This window comes from Arenibacter sp. S6351L, assembly GCF_023016025.1.
GTDB lineage: Bacteria > Bacteroidota > Bacteroidia > Flavobacteriales > Flavobacteriaceae > Arenibacter > Arenibacter algicola_B.
In genome coordinates, this window is record NZ_JALKBB010000048.1 from 1 (window position 1) to 19,541 (window position 19,541).

Below are 19,541 nucleotides of genomic sequence, written 5' to 3' on the forward strand. Positions count from 1 at the left end.
TCTTCTTCCGTGGTGGAGATGACATGGCCGTAAAGAATTATTGAAGCCTTGGAAATAATTTAGGCCATGGCATCGGTCCCTAAAATCCAACGATTTTAGGGGCCACATAGTGAAGAAGGGTCTTTTCTTTTGTTTCGTTTTCTTTGGACAAGCAAAGAAAATGAAAGAATGATTTTGATAAAAGTTTCATTCGATTATGCCCAATAAATAGAGATAAAATCAAACAAAAAACACACAACAAATCATCTCAATCCCAATTTTCGCAGAAACACAACAATTAAGCATGGTCCCTTTATAGATTAACCACAATATTTGCATAAACACAACAATTGTTCTTGATCCTTTATTATTGACTAAGCCCAAAGTAGGGTAAGGGAATAAAAAAAAACCGCCAACCTCGTTTAAGAAGTCAGCGGTTTTTGGTGCCCACGACTAGATTCGAACTAGCACGTCCTTGCGAACACCACCCCCTCAAGGTGGCGTGTCTACCAATTTCACCACGTGGGCTTGAAAAGTCTTGTTAAAGGACTTTTATGTATGCTTAAATAGTTCTTAAATTTAAGTAATTAGAAACTATTTCAAACAAAAAAAGTTAAGTACGAGACTTAACTTTTTTGTGACCGGGCTGGGGCTCGAACCCAGGACCCTCTCCTTAAAAGGGAGATGCTCTACCAACTGAGCTACCAGGTCAAAATGTGTTGCAAACTATTGTTGTTTGCGGGTGCAAATATAATATCATTTGTTTGTTTTGCAAGGCCTTTTTGAGAAATTTTTAATTTTTTTTGAATTACCATTAAATTAGACCAATTTTACAAAAAATAATAGCGTGAAAATAGTATTGGTAGGGTATATGGGAAGCGGTAAGACCACCATAGGTAAATTGTTGGCTAAGAAATTGAAAATTAGTTTTTTAGATTTGGATGAAGTCATTGAAGAAGGACTGGAAGATTCCATTTCCAACATTTTTAATGGGAAGGGCGAAATTTTTTTCAGGAAAAAAGAACATGAATATTTAAATGAAGTTTTGTCCAAAAACAACAACTTTATACTATCTACTGGTGGTGGAACTCCATGTTATTCTGGAAACATGGACACGATGTTGGAGTTGGCAGATCATGTTTTTTATTTAAAAGTTTCTATTCCTGGACTCGTAAAAAGGTTAATGTTGGAAAAAGAACATAGACCTTTGATCAAAAATTTAGACGATGGGGACCTGCAGGAGTTTATTGGTAAGCATTTGTTTGAGCGCAATAATTTTTACCTTAAAGCAAATCATATTATTGAGTGCGATAATAAGGATCCCGAATCCTTAGTTGTGGAAATACAGGAATTACTCGCTTAGGTACACCGAATCGTTTTTGGCCTTGAATTCTACATTGATATGTTCTTGAAGAGATGTGGAAAGGGAAATTCCTTTATAATCTGCCTTTACAGGGTATTTCTTGTGATTCCTGTTCACCAATACGGCCGTTTTAAGTTGTTTTAATGGGACACGTAGAAAATGATGGACTCCATATATTAAAGTTGTTCCGGAATTGAGCACATCGTCTACCAGGACAACGGATTTATTGGTATATTCCGATTCTGGAATGGAAGTCTTGACGCCACTGGCCAAAGGGTTGGACTTGTCCATGATTACTTTGCACAGAATAATGTTGGCCTCGGTGATCTTCTGAAGTACTGCCTGAATTTTTTTTGCAAAATTTAATCCACCCCCTTCAATCCCGGCTATAATAATTTCGGGTTCATCAACATTGGTCTCATAAATTTGGTAAGCAATACGTTTTATTTTGTGCTGTATTTGCTCATGAGATAAAATTCTATTGGACATAGTCGTTTTTATTTAGATTCAAATATAAAAAAGAGTTCTTTATCCGCTCTCGGTTTTATGGAATTGTATGCGGTTTCCAGAGTCTTAATTTTAAAATGCTCTTTAAAGAGGGACATATATTCGCCTAGGCTACCTCCAAAAGGCGGTCCTGATTCAGTTAGGGGAAAATTAAACAAGAGCCCTACCAGTTTGCCATTGGGTTTTAGCAGTTGCTTCATTTTCTTTACATATTCTGTCCTTAAACTTGGGTCCAAGGCACAAAAAAAAGTTTGTTCCAGGATCAAATCAAAATTATTTAATGACAGATCAAAAAAATTGCCTTCCAGTAGTTGATGTTCCGGAAAATTTGGAATTCTTTTTTTTATGTGTTCCAAAGGCTGTCTTGCTATATCAATGACAAAAACATTGGAAAACCCTTTCTCAACTAAATAAATGAGCTCGTAAGCATTACCGGCACCTGGAATTAGGATTTTTAAGTTCTTATCTGTAAGCTGGTCTATGTAATCCTTTAGAGGGGTAGAAATGTGACCTATGTCCCATCCCATGTCCCCATTCTCATACTTATGTTCCCAAAATTCCTTATTCAGCTTCTTCATCCAAGTATCCATCTATATCCCGTCTGTCTTTCTTTGTAGGTCTTCCGGCACCCTTTTTCCTATAATAATCCTTGGAAAACTTTAACAGCTCATTGTGTTCAAAGGCTTCCTTGGGAGTGGTATCTTTTCGGTAGATGTCCACTAATTTAGCACCTACCCTGCTTTCGGGTACATCCAGTACGGTAAACTCATAGTTGATCTGGTTTTTCCTTACTACAACTTTATCCAAGGGATATACTTCCCTTGACGGTTTTACCACTTGTTCATTGATTCTTATATGTCCCTTTTTGCAGGCCTCCGTAGCTATGTTTCGCGTTTTGAAATAGCGGGTGCTCCATAGGTATTTGTCAATTCGCATAAACTATTGAAAATCTTTGTTAACGTCCTCTACAAAAATAGTTGAAAATTGTATCTTGCGCCCTTTAATTAAGAAATCAATGAAGCCGAAATGGTTATTATGATAATCATTGGGTTGCATCCTGTAATTAAAAGCCAATAAAAATAAACTGATGAATATAAAGAGATTTCTTTTACTTGCTTTAATTTTTTTGACTATCTGGTCCTGTAAAAAGGATGATGGGGATGATTTTGAAGTGATACCTCCCAGACTGCTAAGTGAGGTTATTGTTGAAAATGATGCTGAAATTCAGGCTTATTTAAAGACTCATTTTTATAACTATGAAGATTTTGAGGAACCTATAGATGAAGGTTTCGACTTAAGGATCAGGATAGATACCATTGCTGGTGCTAATGCAGACAAGAAATCCCTGTTCGAAGATGCCCTTACGCAGGTGATAAACATATCTTCCAGTGATTTGGGATTGGATGCGGAAGAAGTTGATATTCCACATACCTTATATTATATAGTTGCTAGGGAGGGCCTAGGTGAAAATCCTACCCCGGTAGATTCTGTATATTTAAAGTATCAGGGTATGCGCTTGGATGGAACTATTTTCGATAGCAGACTGGGATCTCCTGTCTGGTTCGATATGCAGGGATCTGGAGTTTCCGGTAATTCTGGAGTTATAAAAGGATTTAAGGAAGGAATGCCCAAATTTAAATCGGGTGGGGATATAATTGAAAATGGCGATGGTACCTTTACCGTAACCGGAAGTGGGGTAGGTTTAATTTTTATGCCCTCAGGTATTGCTTATTTCAGCGGAAGTGCCCCTGGGGCAACCTATGCACCTTTAATGTTCGAAGTAAACTTAATGGCTGTCAATACTGCCGATCATGATCGGGATGGGGTAAGTACTATTCTTGAAGATTTGGATGGGGATGGTAATCTCTTTAATGATGATACCGATGAGGATGGCCTTCCAAATTATTTGGACACGGACGACGATGGTGATGGTATCCTTACCGAGGATGAATTAGGCGACGCCAATAACGATGGTATTCCCGATTATTTGGATAAAAATATTTGAAATTGAACCATGGGTTCGCTAAATAAAAAATGCCCCTGCAACTGCGGGGGCATTTTTTGTTACTGTAAGGATGTTTTTTTATAGTTTCAAGGCCACACTCAAAATTAATTGGTCTGGTCTAGTGTCTATACGGTCATTGGTAAATGGTCCATCGACTACGGTTACCTCATTTTCGCTAAAACCTCTTTCGTATCTTAGGTCTATTCCAAACTTGCCAAAGGATAGTCCGGCACCTATATTTAGTCCTACGGTAAAATCATTTTCTACATCCCCAATCGTAATACCATCATAATCGGTGTCCAAAATATATTGGAAAGCGGGCCCTACAAAAAGGTTTAATGGTCCAATTAAGTTGATACCTAGCAATACTGGAGCATCCAATTTACTCATAGCCAGACTATTGTTGTCGTAGTCGGATTTTGTTTTGGTGTAGACCAATTCAGGTCTAAGGTAAATTTTATCACCTATGATGCCAAAGATTCCAATGTGGTATCCCACATTTCCTTTAGGGTCTTTGTAGGCGTTTTCTGCGGATTCGAAATAATCACCATTGGCGCCATAGTTAAGTCCGCCCTTAACACCGAATCCTGAACCTTTTTGTGCATGTGCAGTAATTCCCATAAGGGCAATAGCTGCTAATAAAACTGTTTTCTTCATCATACTGTGTTCTTTTAAAATTAGAATACATTGTGCAATTTTAAGCACAACCTTTTTAATTGTTTAACCTAAAAAGAAATTATCTTGACACGAAAAGGTGAGGTAATGGCACAAAAAAACCGCTAAATTCTACCTTTATTGCTGATAAGTAGTTTTAGCAGTTTAGTTGAGTTCTGTTCCATAGTTTTCGCCATTTTCCATGTTAAGAATCCTCATCTCCCTAAAAGGGATCTGATTATTTTCTTTTTAACACACTCACAACGGCGTTCACTATAGCTTTATTGTTTAATCCGTATTTATCCATTAATTGTTCAGGTGTGCCACTTTCTCCAAAAGTATCTTTGGTGGCAACAAACTCCTGTGGTGTAGGGTGCGTGGTAGCAAGGAATCCAGAGATGCTTTCACCTAGTCCGCCTAAATAATTGTGCTCTTCCGCAGTAACTATGCAGCCTGTTTTTTTAACAGATTTTAACACTGCTTCGCCGTCAAGAGGCTTAATAGTATGTATGTTGATGACTTCGGCAGATATGCCTTGTTTTTCTAAATTTTCGGCTGCTATCAACGCTTCCCATACCAAGTGCCCGGTTGCTACGATAGTGACATCCGTTCCCTCATTCAGCATAACGGCCTTCCCAATTTCAAACTTTTGGTCTACAGGGGTAAAGTTGGCCACTTTTGGTCGTCCAAACCTTAGGTAAACAGGACCGTGGTGTTCTGCTATGGCAATGGTTGCAGCTTTGGTCTGATTGTAGTCACAGGTGTTGATGACGGTCATTCCCGGCAACATCTTCATCAATCCCAAATCTTCCAATATTTGGTGTGTAGCACCGTCTTCACCTAGTGTAACCCCTGCATGGGAAGCACAGATTTTTACATTCTTATCGGAATAGGCAATAGATTGTCTTATTTGATCATAGACCCGTCCAGTGGAAAAGTTAGCAAAAGTTCCGGTAAATGGAATTTTTCCGCCTATGGTAAGTCCGGCCGCAATACCCATCATATTGGCTTCGGCGATACCAATTTGGAAGAAACGTTCTGGATTTTCCTCAATAAATTTCTCCATCTTAAGGGAACCTACCAAATCAGCGCACAAAGCAACTACATTTGGGTTGGTTCTACCTAATTCGGCCAGTCCCGCACCAAAACCACTTCTTGTGTCATTTTTACCTTGATCTATATATTTTTTCATCTGTATTTTCTTTAATTATTTTTGGAAATGGTTGTGGATTAGTAATCCCCTAAAGTTTCGGGGTTCTGTGCCAAAGCGGTCGCCAATTGCTCGTCGTTGGGAGCCTTGCCGTGCCATGCGTGGGTGTACATCATAAAATCTACTCCATGTCCCATTACGGTGTGCAATAGAACGCACACTGGTTTTCCTTTTCCAGTTTTACTCTTGGCTTCCTTCATCCCTTTTATAATGGCTTCAAGATCATTTCCTTCCTTGATGTCCACAACATCCCATCCAAAAGCTTCAAATTTCTTCTTAAGGTCTCCCATAGGAAGTACATCGTCCGTAGCCCCATCTATCTGTTGGCCATTGTAATCTATAGTGGCAATAATGTTGTCTACTTTCTTACCGGCAGCATACATAATGGCCTCCCAGTTTTGGCCTTCCTGTAACTCGCCATCACCGTGAAGGGTATAGACCATTTTGGAATCTTTGTTTAGTTTTTTGGCCTGTGCCGCACCCAAGGCCACGGACATGCCCTGTCCCAATGAACCTGATGCGATACGTACACCTGGTAAACCTTCATGGGTGGTAGGATGACCTTGTAAACGCGAATCAATTAATCTAAAGGTATTTAATTCATCAACAGGAAAGTAACCTTTTCTTGCCAAAACACTGTAGAAAACAGGGGATATGTGACCATTGGACAAAAAGAAAAGATCTTCTCCTTTTCCGTCCATGTCAAATTCGTCCTTAAGCTCCATGATTTCATTGTAAAGGGCAACAATAAATTCAGTACAGCCAAGGGAACCTCCTGGATGCCCGGAGTTTACCTTATGAACCATTCTTAGAATGTCCCTGCGAACCTGAACGGTCAAATCTTGTAATTCTTGAAGTTTTGGCATTTTATCTATATTTTTTTAAACTTTTCAAAAGTAATGGCAATCTTTTGGGTACACAAGCAGGAATTATAATATTTTATCAACTATCATTGCCAATAACAGAACTTTATTTTTTTGTTAGGGATTTAATGGCTTTGAGTTGACTATATTTGCGGCTTTAAATAGATTTTTTTGAAATTTACCTTACAACATTCAGACACAAGGACAAAAGCCAGGGCGGCAGAGCTTATTACGGACCACGGTAAGATAGAAACTCCTATTTTTATGCCTGTAGGTACAGTAGCTTCCGTAAAAGGGGTACACCAAAAGGAATTGAGGGAGGAGATAAATCCGGATATTATTTTGGGGAATACATACCATTTGTATTTAAGACCGAAAACCGAAATACTGAAACAGGCAGGAGGGCTTCATAAGTTTATGAACTGGGACCGCAATATTTTAACGGATAGTGGGGGTTACCAAGTCTATTCCTTATCGGATAACAGAAAGATAAAGGAAGAAGGGGTAAAGTTTAAGTCCCATATTGATGGTTCCTATCACGTGTTTACCCCAGAGAATGTGATGGAAATTCAGCGTGTCATCGGTGCTGATATTATCATGGCATTTGATGAATGTACTCCATATCCATGCGATTACAATTACGCGAAGAGATCCATGCACATGACCCATAGGTGGTTGGACCGCTGTATTAAGCATTTGGAAAAAACTCCCTTTGTCTACGATTATGAACAAACTTTTTTTCCTATTGTTCAAGGTTCTACCTATAAGGACCTTAGGAGACAGTCGGCCGAATATATTGCAGGGGTAGGAGCAGAGGGCAATGCCATTGGCGGACTTTCCGTTGGCGAACCTGCTGAGGAAATGTATGCAATGACAGAGGTGGTCTGTGAAATACTACCAGAGGATAAACCTAGATATTTAATGGGAGTGGGTACCCCCATCAATATTTTAGAGAATATTGCCTTGGGGATAGATATGTTCGATTGTGTGATGCCTACCAGAAATGCTAGAAATGGTATGCTGTTTACCGCACATGGCACTATCAATATAAAAAATAAGAAGTGGGAAGACGATTTTTCCCCTTTGGACGAGATGGGCACTACATTTGTAGACCATGAGTATTCCAAGGCTTATCTAAGGCATTTGTTTGCTGCCAATGAGTATTTGGGAAAACAAATCGCTACCATTCATAATTTGGGATTTTATATGTGGTTGGTTCGCGAGGCAAGAAAACATATTTTAGCAGGGGATTTCTATGAATGGAAATCTGTAATGGTAAAACAAATGGATAAACGACTTTAGGTGCTGACCATAATAGACAAATACATACTTAAGCGCTATCTGGCAACTTTTTTTGTGATGCTCTTGCTGTTCGTCCCTATTGGAATTATGGCGAATTTGGCCGAGCAGGTGGGAAAAATGATCGATAACGAGGTCCCATTTCCAGAAATAGCCATGTATTATTTGAATTTCACTTTTGTGATCGGGAATCTCTTGTTTCCAATTTTTCTATTTCTATCCGTAATTTTCTTTACCTCTAAATTGGCCAACAATACCGAAATTGTAGCTATTCTTAGTTCTGGGGTATCTTATTGGCGATTTCTACGTCCCTATTTAATTGGGGCTTCCATAATTGCAATTATCATGTTCTTTATGGGCATGTTTATAGTGCCCAATGCAAGTGTGGGATACAATGAGTTTATTTTCAAATATCTAAAGAAGGGAAAACAGGATAGGGTTACCACCAATATATTTAATCAACTAAATGAGAACGATTATATCTATGTCAGTAGTTTTGATCCGGCCAGACAGATAGGATATAATTTCACCATGGAGCGCTTTAACGAAGAGAACACCTTGGACTTTAAAATATCGGCGGCCAACATACGCTGGATAGAGAAGGATACGGTTTATAGGCTCACTTCGTATGAGAAAAGAAAACTGATTAATAATCAGGAGATTGTGGAAACAAAACGCAGATTGGATACTATTTTCGATTTTAAGATCGATGATCTTACCCCGGTTTCCTATATAGCTGAAACCAAGAATATGTTTGAGCTAAATAAATTTATTGAGACGCAAAAGAGGAAAGGTGCTTCCAATATTAATAGTTATATATTGGTCAAGTATAAACGCTGGGCATTGCCGATTGCTGCATTTATCCTTACCGTTATAGCGGTTGCGGTATCCTCGGTAAAACGCCGTGGAGGTATGGGGGTAAATTTGGCCTTCGGAATAGGGGTGGCATTTATATATATCTTTTTTGACAAGGTTTTTGGGACCCTCGCAGAACAATCTGGATTTTCGCCCCTATGGGCAGTGATCATTCCCAATGTGATGTTTGGGGCCATAGCGTTTTATTTGTTGCAGAATGCCAAACGTTAAGCTCAATAATTATCTTCACCTACATTTTATAGTTTTTGTCTGGGGCTTTACGGCGGTCATTGGCAAGTTGATAACTATTGACGCCCTTCCTTTGGTTTGGTATCGTATGTTGATGGCCTCCCTGATTATCCTGGCCTATATCCTTATTAGGAAATTTCAGTTGAAGGTATCTCCAAAAACACTGTTGATGCTAATTTTGGGTGGAATCGTGGTATCCTTGCATTGGGTTACCTTTTTTATGGCCATCAAAGTTTCCAATGTGTCTATTGCTCTGGCAACAATGTCTACTGGCGCATTTTTTACGGCCTTGTTGGAACCGTTTTGGTATGGTCGTAAAATGGTAGGCTATGAAGTGGTTTTCGGACTAATCGTTATGTTGGGCCTTTATATAATGTTTAGGGTGGAAACGGGCTACTTAAATGGAATACTATTGGCATTGTTGTCCTCCTTGTTATCTGCCACTTTTTCATTGATCAATGGTAAATTAACACAAGAGCAAAGACCTTCGGTAATTTCGTTTTATGAATTGGGAAGTGGTGTCCTATTTTTGTCTATTTATCTGTTGTTTTCCAGTAGTTTTGACCAAAAGTTTTTTCAGTTGTCCTTTAATGATTGGTTGTATATATTTATCCTTGCTTCAGTCTGTACGGCCTACGCATTCATTGCTTCGGTAAAGATTCTGAAATATATTTCTCCATATACGGTAATGTTGACCAACAATTTGGAGCCGGTCTATGGAATAATATTGGGAGTTCTCCTTCTTGGGGACAGTGAAAAAATGAAACCGCTTTTCTATGTCGGGGCACTATTGGTATTGATAACGGTGGTGGCAAACGGGATTTTGAAAAATAGAAAAAAATTAAAAAAAACGACTAATGGGTTACCTTCCCATTAAAGTTTTATATTTGCTCGTTGAAAAGAGCTAAACCTATAAACCTATGGAGTATTTAGATTTTGAACTGCCAATTAAAGAGCTGGAAGAGCAATTGGATAAGTGCATGATAATCGGTGAAGAGAGTGAAGTTGATGTTTCTGAGACATGTAAACAAATAGAAAAAAAACTCGTTGAGACCCGAAAGGAAATATATAAGAATCTCACCGCATGGCAAAGGGTGCAGTTGTCAAGGCATCCTAACAGACCCTATACCTTAGATTATATAAGGGCCATTTGCGGGGAAACTTTTTTGGAATTACATGGAGATCGTAATGTCAAGGATGACAAAGCAATGATTGGCGGCCTTGGTAAAATTGGGGATCAGAGTTATATGTTCGTTGGTCAACAGAAAGGTTATAATACCAAAACAAGGCAATTGCGGAATTTTGGGATGGCCAACCCTGAAGGCTACAGAAAAGCATTGCGTTTAATGAAGTCTGCCGAGAAGTTTGGCATTCCCGTAGTATGCTTAATAGATACTCCAGGGGCATATCCCGGTATTGAGGCGGAGGAAAGAGGTCAAGGAGAGGCAATTGCAAGGAATATCTTGGAAATGACCCGCCTAAAGGTTCCTATTATCGTTGTTATTATTGGTGAAGGTGCTTCTGGAGGTGCATTGGGTATTGGTGTAGGGGATAAGGTGTTGATGTTGGAAAATACCTGGTACTCTGTTATTTCGCCAGAATCCTGCTCTTCCATTCTTTGGAGAAGTTGGGAGTACAAGGAAATTGCAGCGGAGGCCTTAAAGCTAACGGCAACGGACATGAAGAAAATGAAATTAATAGATGAGATTGTTCGTGAACCGGTAGGAGGTGCCCATGCCAACAGGGATAAGACTTTTGAGATCGTAAAAAATAAAATTTCCTCGCATTATGAGGAATTAAAAAAGTTATCACCAAAAGAATTGGTAAAAAACCGAATGGATAAATATGCCAATATGGGGGTATTTAATGGATAGTATCCCTTTTTGTCAAGGTAAAAAAAACTGGAGCGGAAATTCTCCGGTTTTTTTTTGCTTATGAACAAATTTCGTAACTTATCAACAGGCATATTGTTGAACAACTGTTAATATCCCAAATCTCTTTTTAATTCTTATTTATATAATTTAGCACTCATGGAAAAAACGAACCCCATTATTGGTCATCGAATAGACAAGTCGACCATCATTAGCCTTGAGAAGGGAAAAATCCCCCCTCAAGCTGTTGATTTAGAGGAAGTTGTACTCGGTGCGATGATGATCGACAAAAAGGGGGTCGATGAAGTAATAGATATCCTACATCCTGAAGTCTTTTATAAGGATGCCCATAGATATATCTACGAAGCCATTTTTAAGTTGTTTGAAAATTCTGAACCGGTGGATTTATTAACCGTTTCGTCCCAATTGAAGAAGGATGGTCGGTTAGAGAGTGCCGGAGGCGATTTTTACCTGATAAAATTAACCCAAAAAGTAGCTTCTTCCGCGCACATTGAGTTTCATGCGCGTATTATCCTTCAGAAATTTATCCAGCGTAGTCTAATCAAGATTTCAAATGAAATTATCGAAGAAGCCTATGAGGATGCTACAGATGTGTTCGACTTATTGGACACCGCTGAATCCAAATTGTACGACGTTACCCAGGGTAACTTGAAGCGTTCTGCTGAAACCGCCCAGAATTTGGTGATACAGGCGAAGAAGAGAATTGAAGAAATTGCAGGTAAGGAAGGACTAAGTGGTATACCGTCCGGTTTTGACAAATTGGACAAACTAACTTCAGGATGGCAGCCCAGTGACTTGGTTATCGTGGCAGCCCGTCCAGGTATGGGTAAAACGGCCCTTACCCTGTCCATGGCCAGAAATATTGCAGTAAACTCCAATATTGGGGTAGCCTTCTTTTCCTTGGAAATGTCGTCTGTGCAATTGATTACCAGATTGATATCCTCGGAGACGGGCCTGTCTTCCGAAAAATTAAGAACAGGGAGGCTGGAGAAGCATGAATGGGAACAATTGAACGTTAAGGTTAAGGCCTTGGAGACCGCACCCTTGTTTATTGATGATACCCCTTCGCTATCCATTTTTGACCTTCGGGCAAAAGCAAGGCGTTTGGCTTCACAGCACGATATTAAGATGATCATTATTGATTATTTGCAGTTGATGACGGCAGGAGGAAGTCAAAAAGGAGGAAACCGTGAACAGGAAATATCTACCATATCCAGGAACCTCAAGGCCCTGGCCAAGGAATTGAACGTGCCTGTTATAGCCCTGTCCCAGTTATCGCGAGCGGTGGAGACCAGGGGTGGTAGTAAGCGACCAATTTTATCGGATTTGAGGGAATCTGGAGCAATTGAGCAGGATGCGGATATTGTTTCCTTTATCTACAGACCGGAATATTATAAGATTGATGAATGGGATGATGAAGAGCGCTCGCCAACTGCCGGACAAGCCGAATTTATTGTGGCAAAGCATAGAAATGGTGGTTTGGAAAATATCCGACTCAAGTTCCTTGGGCATTTAGGTAAATTTGACAACTTGGATGATTTTGATTCTCCTTTTGAATTTCAGTCGAAAATGAACGCCGATGATGATAATCCCTTCATTACCAAAAACCTTCCGAATGCCAACGAAGCCTTTGGTAGTTCCATGAATGATGATTCCATGCAGGATGATAACGATGTACCGTTTTAACGGTGATAAATTGGTTCATTTTATAGCTTATTCTTTTGGCTTTTTGGTGATTGGCTCTGAAATAGTAGCTTATGCTATGCTCTAAGTAATAGGTGATTTTGAAAATTTTAACCCTATTTCAAAACTGAAATATCAATTTTCCAGTATCTTTGGGAAGATGCACATTAGATATCGGTACATGCAAAAGTGTTTTTTCTCCCTTTTCTTTATTTTATTTTCTATACTGGAAATTTCGGCCACGTCCATACTTATTCCTATGGATGCTGAAAGTCAGAAAAACCATTTAAAGGCTTACGGAATTACCTATTGGGTATTGACCAAACAACAAAAAGTACAGTGGCTGTTAAATTATAGGGGAGGATCTTTTTTGTTACCGGATGGGGAAAACATTCGTCGGGAATGTCAGATAAGGGGAGTATCTTTTGAGATTGTTTCAGATTCCCAGACCCAAGTTATTTTAGAAGAAATTGCTAGCCCTTCACAGAACCAAGAAGCGGTAATTTTAGAGAAGGCTCCAAAAATAGCGGTTTATTCCCCTAAGGATAATTCACCTTGGGACGATGCTGTTACTATGGTGCTTACTTATGCCGAAATTCCTTATGATCAAATTTATGATGAGGAAGTTTTGGAGGACAAATTGGTGTTATATGATTGGCTGCACTTGCACCATGAAGACTTTACGGGGCAATACGGGAAGTTTTATGGGGCCTATAGGGCAGCTCCATGGTATATAGAAGGTAAACAGCAGGCAGAGGCATTGGCTTTAAAGTTGGGGTTTAATAAAGTTTCAGAAGAAAAGCGGGCTGTAGCACTAAAAATAAGAAATTATGTTATAGGAGGCGGGTTTATGTTTGCTATGTGCTCTGCCACTGATAGTTTTGATATAGCCTTGGCTGCGGACGAGGTGGATATATGCGAGCCAATGTTCGATGGAGACCCATCGGACGCTAATTATCAAGCTAAGCTGGACTATGGGAAAACTTTTGCCTTTACCAACTTTATACTGGAGCGCAATCCGTTGCAATACGAATTTTCTTCCATAGATATGACGATGAAACGGGGTAATGTACCTAAGGAATCCGATTATTTTTCTTTAATGGATTTCTCTGCAAAATGGGACCCTGTGCCTACAATGCTATGTCAGAACCATACAGCCTTGGTCAAAGGATTTATGGGGCAGACCACTGCATTCGCCAGGGAAGAGATTAAACCTACGGTCTTGATTTTGGGGGAAAATAAAATTAATGGGGAGGCCAGATATATTCATGGCATTAAAGGAAAGGGATTCTTTACTTTTTATGGGGGACACGATCCGGAAGACTATCAGCATAGGGTAGGGGATCCTAAGACAGAATTGGAGCTGCATCCTACCTCTCCCGGTTATCGCCTTATTCTAAACAATGTATTGTTTCCTGCAGCCCAGAAAAAGAAACAGAAAACCTAATATCGAATAGGGATCAAGACCGCATGGTGGTCTTAGGGGAATTAATTGTTTTGAACCCAAATGTAGATAATCCGCCTGTGTAAAACAGCAGGTTATTTAAAGATTCAATAGCTTTTCCAAAACAGTCTCCACGCCGTATTCATCATTGCTCTTGGTCTTAAAATTTGCTGCCGCGGCAACATTGGGATGGGCATTGGCCATCGCAAAACTAAAATCGGCCATTGCCAACATTTCCAGGTCATTATTGTAATCCCCAAAAACCATGGTCTCCTGTCTGCTAATCCCATACTTTTCTTGAATATGTTGCAGCGCATAACCTTTGTTGGCATTCATATGGGAAATATCCAACCAATTTTCTCCGGAAACTTTGACTTTTAATTCGGATTCTAAATGATTTACCAAAGGATAAATGTACTTTTCAGAACTTTCAAAATGATAAATAGCTATTTTTAAGACTTCGCCATCAAAGGAAGCAATGTCGTTTAGAATGCTAAACTCGGAATAATATTCCCTTAATTTACTTACAAAATCATCGGAATTTCCATTGATATAGGCATTGTTCTTTCCGCATAGTACTGGATGTATGCCCTCAACATTCCTTAATAGTCCCATAGTATTCTTAATGGTGGTTTGGTCCAAAGGGGTAGCCAATAATTCCTGGTCCTGCTTTTTAACAAAAGCTCCATTTTCTGCCACAACTATGATATCCTCTTTAATGGAATCCAACTTGTCCACTATACTGTTATATTGCCGCCCACTTGCAGCAACAAACTTAATGTCCCTTTTTTTTAATTCTTCAAATAATTGGAAGAATTTGCTACTTACTTCATGCTTGGAGTTCAATAGGGTGCCATCCATATCGGTGACCACCATTTTTACCTTTGATAGATCCATTCAATTAAATTAAGATGCAAAGGTATTTGATATTGACCTAATTAATGGCCTTCTTACATAAAGTTTCACATTTCTTAATATTTGTCGAAATTTGAATAAATTCCAAATACCAATTGCTATGCTGTTTTATCAGAAAGAATTACGTTTAAAGGCTTATAATAGGGGTTTCCATTTAATTACAGGCACAATACTGGAGCACCTTCCCCATATAAAAACGATTCAAACAGGCATGTTGCAGGTATTTATAAAGCATACGTCAGCTAGCCTTACTATTAATGAAAATGCGGATTCCACCGTAAGGGCCGATTTTGAAAGTCACATGAATATCCTGGTTCCGGAAAATGCGCCCTATTACCTCCATGATTATGAAGGTTCGGACGACATGCCTGCGCATATAAAATCCTCCTTGATGGGAGCCTCCGTACAGATACCCATCAGCAATGGGAAATTAAATTTGGGAATTTGGCAGGGTATCTATTTGTGCGAACATAGGAATAATGCCAGTGGTCGCAATTTGGTGGTAAGCTATTTTGGAGTTTAGCCAACTGCGTTTTATTTAGTAAATTAGTGTATTATACATTTTAATGAATAGGATATGGCTACAAAAGATATGATTTTAGATAAAATACAGATCCTGATCACCAACAAATTTAAAACACCAGAGGAGGCTTATAGCTTTTTTGATGAGGATGGAGATGGTAAACTTAAGAAAAGCGAGATTGTTGAATTGCTGAAAAAGGCGGAAATAAGTGGATTTTTGAGGGGAATCGTTTCTTCTAAGTTAATTGAAGGTTATGACAAATCTGGCGATGAGTTGATAGATTGGGAAGAATTTAAATCGGCTATCAGTAAGATTAAAACGACCTGATAACGGTTGGTTTTGAGTTGGATATTCCTGAAGGTTTTGAACTAAGCATAAAAAAAAACCTGTTCCAAATGGAACAGGTTTTTTCTTATAAGCGAGATAAGTTTATTAATTTATTTTACTTTGTTCACAATAGCTTTGAAAGCCTCTGGGTGGTTCATGGCCAAATCCGCCAATACCTTACGGTTTAGCTCTATGTTGTTGGCTTTTACCTTGCCCATAAACTGGGAATAGGACATTCCGTGCAATCTGGCACCAGCATTGATACGGGTAATCCATAGGGAACGGAAATTTCTTTTCTTGTTTCTACGATCTCTGTAAGCATATAACATTGCTTTTTCAACCGCATTTTTGGCTACTGTCCAAACGTTTTTACGTCTTCCAAAGTATCCTTTGGCCTGCTTCATTACCTTTTTTCTTCTGGCTCTGGAAGCAACTGAATTTACTGATCTTGGCATAATTTTAATTGTTTTTTGTAGTAGGCGATCCTTTAATGTAGAATACTTTTACTGCCTAACTCCAGGGTTAATAATTACCGTTGGAACTATTACTTTAAACGCAATTGTTCCTTAATACTGTTAACATCCGCCTCGTGAACTAATCCAGAGTGGGTTAACGCTAGCTTACGCTTTTTAGACTTCTTCGTTAGAATATGGCTCTTAAAGGCGTGCTTTCTTTTAATTTTACCACTACCGGTAAGCTTAAATCGCTTTTTGGCACTGGATTTTGTTTTCTGTTTAGGCATTTTCTTCCTATTTATTAATTTATCTCGCTTACTATCTTTATGCTAAAACATATTTAGCATTTTATTTTTGTAACCAAAGCCATACGGCATAGGTTATTTTTTAGTTTTTGGGGCAATGAACATAGTCATACGCTTACCCTCAAGTTTAGGCATTTGTTCCACTTTGCCCAAATCTTCCAATTCGGATGCCAACTTAAGTAATAATATCTCTCCTTGGTCCTTATAAACAATGGAACGACCTTTGAAGAACACATAAGCCTTTAGCTTGGCACCATCTTTTAAGAATTTTTCTGCGTGTTTCTTCTTAAACTCATAATCGTGATCATCCGTTTGTGGACCAAACCTTATTTCTTTTACGATTACTTTGGTGGCTTTGGCCTTCATGACCTTTTCCCGTTTCTTCTGCTCGTAAAGAAATTTCTTGTAATCTATTATTTTACAAACAGGGGGATCGGCTTTAGGAGAAATTTCTACTAAATCCAATTCCAGTTCCTCTGCTTTCGCCAAGGCTTCGCGGGTGTTGTATACACCTACCTCTATGTTGTCGCCTACCAACCTAACTGTGGGCGATGAAATATTTTCATTGATGTTGTGCGGGTTTTTGTTTTCCCTCCTAGGTTGGGGCCTAAATCTTTTTCTAATTGCTATGACGTAATCTTTTTAGTTAAACTTTTTTTTAAAACGACTTTAAGGTACTGTTTATTTCATTTAATACCAAGTCGGAAAATGCTTTTACGGATATGGCGCCTAAATCTTCACCGCCATGTCTCCTGATTGAAATGGTTTCCTCTTTTTCTTCATTCTCCCCTACAATCAGCATAAATGGGATTTTATTCATCTCTGCTTCACGTATTTTCTTGCCTACCGTTTCATTTCGGTTATCAATGAGGGCGCGAATGTCGTTATTTTCCAAGGAATTTAAAACTTTTTGGGCATATATTTCATGTTTTTCGCTGACAGGGAGTATAATAACCTGCTCCGGCATCAGCCAAAGTGGAAAATTACCGCCTGTATGTTCCAGCAATAATGCAATGAAACGTTCCATACTTCCAAAGGGGGCCCTGTGGATCATTACCGGTCTATGCAATTCATTGTCACTACCTTTGTAGGTAAGGTCAAAACGCTCCGGTAAGTTGTAGTCTACCTGAATTGTTCCCAATTGCCAGTTCCTGCCAAGGGCATCTTTTACCATAAAATCCAACTTGGGTCCGTAGAACGCAGCTTCACCACTTTCTATGACAAAATCGAGACCTTTTTCTTTGGCTGCATTTATAATGGCATTTTCTGCTTTTTCCCAGTTTTCTACAGATCCAATATATTTCTCCGGTTTTTCCAAATCCCTTACGGATACTTGGGCCGTAAAATTACCAAAGCCCAACGATCCCAATACATATAAGGTTAGGTCAATAACGTTTTTAAACTCATCCGCCAATTGGTCCGGAGTACAGAAAATGTGTGCGTCATCCTGTGTAAAGCCACGTACCCTGGTAAGGCCATGTAATTCTCCACTCTGTTCATATCGGTAAACAGTTCCGAATTCTGCATATCTTTTTGGAAGTTCCCTGTAGCTAAATGGTTTGGTGTTGTATATTTCACAGTGATGTGGACAGTTCATTGGCTTCAACAAGAACTCCTCATCTTCTTTTGGAGTCTTGATCGGTTGAAAGCTGTCTTCCCCGTATTTGGCATAATGCCCAGAGGTTACATAAAGTTCCTTTTGTCCGATATGCGGGGTAACCACCATTTCGTATCCGGCTTTCTTCTGTGCTTTCTTTAAAAAATTCTCCAAGCGCTCCCGTAAAGCAGCTCCTTTTGGAAGCCATAAAGGGAGGCCTTGTCCTACTTTTTGAGAAAAGGTAAACAGTTCCAGTTCCTTGCCCAATTTTCTGTGGTCCCTTTTTTTGGCCTCTTCCAGTAGTTCCAGGTACTCGGTAAGTTCTTTCTGTTTCGGAAAGGAAATACCATAAACCCTGGTCAACTGGTTGTTTTTTTCGTTCCCTCTCCAATAGGCACCGGCTACGCTCAATATTTTAATAGCCTTTATAATACCGGTATTGGGTATGTGTCCTCCTCTACATAGGTCGGTGAAGGTGTCGTGGTCACAGAAGGTAATGGTACCGTCCTCCAGATTTTCAATAAGTTCTACCTTATATTGGTTCCCTTGGGATTGGTATAGTTCCAATGCTTCTGCCTTTGTGGCGGAGCGCATCTTAAAATCGTGTTTTCCTCTGGCAATTTCCAAGGCTTTCTTTTCAATTTCCGGAAAGTCCTTTTCGGAAATGGTGCCTTCGGCCAAATCTACATCATAATAAAATCCGTTATCAATGGCTGGTCCAATGGTCAGTTTTACACCGGGGTACAATTCTTCAAGAGCTTGTGCCACAACGTGGGAGGTGGAATGCCAAAATGCAGTTTTTCCTTCTTTGTCGTTCCAACTATATAGGATAAGGGATCCGTCCTCCTTTAGTGGAGTTATGGTTTCAACGGTGACCCCATTAAATTTTGCGGAAATAATATTTCGCGCCAAACCTTCACTTATGCTTTTGGCTACCTCTAAAGGTGTTGTTCCTTCGGCATATTCTCTAATGCTCCCGTCGGGTAAAGTTATTTTGATCATGCTTTTTTGTCGTAATAAGTGTGCAAAGATAACATCTAGTATTTATGTTGGCAATATATAGGAACGATTTTATGCTTATACATATAATAGGATAGTTGTTTGGCGTTCCCTCCATTTGTCGGGCCGGGTGCTCCGCTGTATCCCTTGCCCTGCTTCGGGGATGCCGCTCGGCCCCCTAACGCTGTCCGCAGTAATTTTAACGGGCCTTTGTTTTGTTGTTATCGGAAAAAGCGTTAAATTGTTTTCCCTTTTTCGGGGTCGTTGCGTGTTGCAAGGTGCTTGTTGACAGCGGGTTGTGCGCGCCCTTTAAAAAAAGGCAAAAAAAAGTTTCAAAAAATCCTTGTGGATTTAAAAAAGGGTGGTAGATTTGCACCCCGCTAACGAAGGAATTACGGAGTCGGCGGAAAGGGTGTT

Annotated in this window: 22 protein-coding genes and 2 tRNA genes; 10 read left to right on the top strand and 14 right to left on the bottom strand. The window is 39.4% G+C overall.

Annotated elements, in window-relative coordinates; genetic code table 11:
- Positions 1 to 420 precede the first annotated feature (420 nt).
- Positions 421 to 507, bottom strand: a tRNA-Leu gene (locus MWU82_RS23095).
- A gap of 110 nt (positions 508 to 617) precedes the next feature.
- Positions 618 to 690: transfer RNA gene (locus MWU82_RS23100), tRNA-Lys, on the bottom strand.
- A 136-nt stretch (positions 691 to 826) separates the two neighbouring features.
- On the opposite strand from MWU82_RS23100, the gene MWU82_RS23105 reads away from it, so the two are divergent.
- Complete coding sequence (locus MWU82_RS23105) at positions 827 to 1,342, top strand: shikimate kinase (protein WP_247098099.1); 516 nt, start codon at positions 827 to 829, stop codon at positions 1,340 to 1,342.
- Here MWU82_RS23105 and MWU82_RS23110 read toward each other — a convergent pair.
- From MWU82_RS23110 to MWU82_RS23120, 3 genes are read right to left on the bottom strand one after another with little or no spacing between them, the layout of a single operon-like run.
- Complete coding sequence (locus MWU82_RS23110) at positions 1,331 to 1,831, bottom strand: phosphoribosyltransferase family protein (RefSeq protein WP_215947154.1); 501 nt, start codon at positions 1,829 to 1,831, stop codon at positions 1,331 to 1,333. The two genes, MWU82_RS23105 and MWU82_RS23110, sit on opposite strands and share 12 nt — an antisense overlap.
- An 8-nt stretch (positions 1,832 to 1,839) precedes the next feature.
- Complete coding sequence (locus tag MWU82_RS23115) at positions 1,840 to 2,427, bottom strand: methyltransferase (RefSeq protein ID WP_247098100.1); 588 nt, start codon at positions 2,425 to 2,427, stop codon at positions 1,840 to 1,842.
- Positions 2,411 to 2,785, bottom strand: coding sequence for an RNA-binding S4 domain-containing protein (locus tag MWU82_RS23120; protein ID WP_215947152.1), 375 nt, complete (start codon positions 2,783 to 2,785; stop codon positions 2,411 to 2,413). The genes MWU82_RS23115 and MWU82_RS23120 overlap by 17 nt, the downstream gene beginning before the upstream one ends.
- A gap of 151 nt (positions 2,786 to 2,936) precedes the next feature.
- Between MWU82_RS23120 and MWU82_RS23125 the strand changes: the two genes are divergently transcribed.
- Entirely contained in the window at positions 2,937 to 3,854 is a 918-nt protein-coding gene (locus MWU82_RS23125; protein ID WP_215947151.1) for an FKBP-type peptidyl-prolyl cis-trans isomerase, read from the top strand.
- 78 nt (positions 3,855 to 3,932) lie between these two features.
- Here MWU82_RS23125 and MWU82_RS23130 read toward each other — a convergent pair whose 3' ends face one another.
- From MWU82_RS23130 to MWU82_RS23140, 3 genes are all read right to left on the bottom strand, one after another.
- The gene (locus MWU82_RS23130) at positions 3,933 to 4,511 is read right to left on the bottom strand and encodes an outer membrane beta-barrel protein (protein ID WP_247098105.1); all 579 of its coding nucleotides are present in this window, start codon (positions 4,509 to 4,511) and stop codon (positions 3,933 to 3,935) included.
- Between the two features lie 235 nt (positions 4,512 to 4,746).
- The gene (locus MWU82_RS23135) at positions 4,747 to 5,700 is read right to left on the bottom strand and encodes a transketolase C-terminal domain-containing protein (RefSeq protein ID WP_215947150.1); all 954 of its coding nucleotides are present in this window, start codon (positions 5,698 to 5,700) and stop codon (positions 4,747 to 4,749) included.
- Positions 5,701 to 5,738: 38 nt separating this feature from the next.
- Complete coding sequence (locus MWU82_RS23140; protein ID WP_247098101.1) at positions 5,739 to 6,584, bottom strand: transketolase; 846 nt, start codon at positions 6,582 to 6,584, stop codon at positions 5,739 to 5,741.
- A 168-nt stretch (positions 6,585 to 6,752) separates the two neighbouring features.
- Here MWU82_RS23140 and tgt point away from each other — a divergent pair, with 168 nt between their 5' ends.
- The 6 genes from tgt to MWU82_RS23170 all read left to right on the top strand — a co-directional run bounded on the left by tgt (position 6,753) and on the right by MWU82_RS23170 (position 14,006).
- Positions 6,753 to 7,883, top strand: coding sequence for a tRNA guanosine(34) transglycosylase Tgt (gene tgt / locus MWU82_RS23145; RefSeq protein WP_215947148.1), 1,131 nt, complete (start codon positions 6,753 to 6,755; stop codon positions 7,881 to 7,883).
- A 3-nt stretch (positions 7,884 to 7,886) separates the two neighbouring features.
- Complete coding sequence (locus tag MWU82_RS23150; protein WP_215947199.1) at positions 7,887 to 8,966, top strand: LptF/LptG family permease; 1,080 nt, start codon at positions 7,887 to 7,889, stop codon at positions 8,964 to 8,966.
- Positions 8,953 to 9,861 (top strand): DMT family transporter, encoded by a 909-nt coding sequence (locus MWU82_RS23155; RefSeq protein WP_215947147.1) that lies wholly within the window; start codon positions 8,953 to 8,955, stop codon positions 9,859 to 9,861. Before MWU82_RS23150 ends, MWU82_RS23155 begins: the two co-directional genes overlap by 14 nt.
- Positions 9,862 to 9,904: 43 nt before the next feature.
- Positions 9,905 to 10,858, top strand: coding sequence for an acetyl-CoA carboxylase carboxyltransferase subunit alpha (locus MWU82_RS23160; RefSeq protein WP_031444761.1), 954 nt, complete (start codon positions 9,905 to 9,907; stop codon positions 10,856 to 10,858).
- A gap of 156 nt (positions 10,859 to 11,014) precedes the next feature.
- Positions 11,015 to 12,562, top strand: a complete 1,548-nt coding sequence (gene dnaB, locus MWU82_RS23165) for a replicative DNA helicase (RefSeq protein ID WP_110358106.1) — start codon at positions 11,015 to 11,017, stop codon at positions 12,560 to 12,562.
- Between the two features lie 178 nt (positions 12,563 to 12,740).
- Entirely contained in the window at positions 12,741 to 14,006 is a 1,266-nt protein-coding gene (locus MWU82_RS23170; RefSeq protein ID WP_215947146.1) for an asparagine synthetase B, read from the top strand.
- Positions 14,007 to 14,102: 96 nt separating this feature from the next.
- Here the strand turns inward: MWU82_RS23170 and MWU82_RS23175 are convergent, their stop codons facing one another.
- Positions 14,103 to 14,900, bottom strand: coding sequence for an HAD family hydrolase (locus MWU82_RS23175; protein ID WP_247098102.1), 798 nt, complete (start codon positions 14,898 to 14,900; stop codon positions 14,103 to 14,105).
- A 118-nt stretch (positions 14,901 to 15,018) separates the two neighbouring features.
- Between MWU82_RS23175 and MWU82_RS23180 the strand changes: the two genes are divergently transcribed.
- Both MWU82_RS23180 and MWU82_RS23185 read left to right on the top strand, forming a co-directional pair.
- Entirely contained in the window at positions 15,019 to 15,441 is a 423-nt protein-coding gene (locus MWU82_RS23180) for a secondary thiamine-phosphate synthase enzyme YjbQ (RefSeq protein WP_215947144.1), read from the top strand.
- A 54-nt stretch (positions 15,442 to 15,495) separates the two neighbouring features.
- Positions 15,496 to 15,768 carry an EF-hand domain-containing protein gene (locus MWU82_RS23185; RefSeq protein WP_215947143.1) on the top strand — a complete coding sequence of 91 codons (273 nt, stop codon included), beginning with the start codon at positions 15,496 to 15,498 and terminating at the stop codon, positions 15,766 to 15,768.
- A gap of 110 nt (positions 15,769 to 15,878) precedes the next feature.
- Here MWU82_RS23185 and rplT read toward each other — a convergent pair whose 3' ends face one another.
- The 5 genes from rplT to MWU82_RS23210 form a co-directional block, all read right to left on the bottom strand.
- Positions 15,879 to 16,223: a 50S ribosomal protein L20 gene (gene rplT, locus MWU82_RS23190; RefSeq protein WP_031444752.1), complete on the bottom strand. Its 345-nt coding sequence runs from the start codon at positions 16,221 to 16,223 to the stop codon at positions 15,879 to 15,881.
- Between the two features lie 89 nt (positions 16,224 to 16,312).
- Positions 16,313 to 16,510, bottom strand: coding sequence for a 50S ribosomal protein L35 (gene rpmI / locus MWU82_RS23195; RefSeq protein WP_031444751.1), 198 nt, complete (start codon positions 16,508 to 16,510; stop codon positions 16,313 to 16,315).
- A gap of 93 nt (positions 16,511 to 16,603) precedes the next feature.
- Complete coding sequence (infC, locus tag MWU82_RS23200; protein ID WP_348647009.1) at positions 16,604 to 17,152, bottom strand: translation initiation factor IF-3; 549 nt, start codon at positions 17,150 to 17,152, stop codon at positions 16,604 to 16,606.
- 34 nt (positions 17,153 to 17,186) lie between these two features.
- Positions 17,187 to 19,127, bottom strand: a complete 1,941-nt coding sequence (gene thrS, locus MWU82_RS23205; protein WP_247098103.1) for a threonine--tRNA ligase — start codon at positions 19,125 to 19,127, stop codon at positions 17,187 to 17,189.
- 196 nt (positions 19,128 to 19,323) lie between these two features.
- A partial coding sequence (locus MWU82_RS23210; RefSeq protein ID WP_247098104.1) for a hypothetical protein occupies positions 19,324 to 19,541 on the bottom strand: 218 nt, incomplete at its 5' end.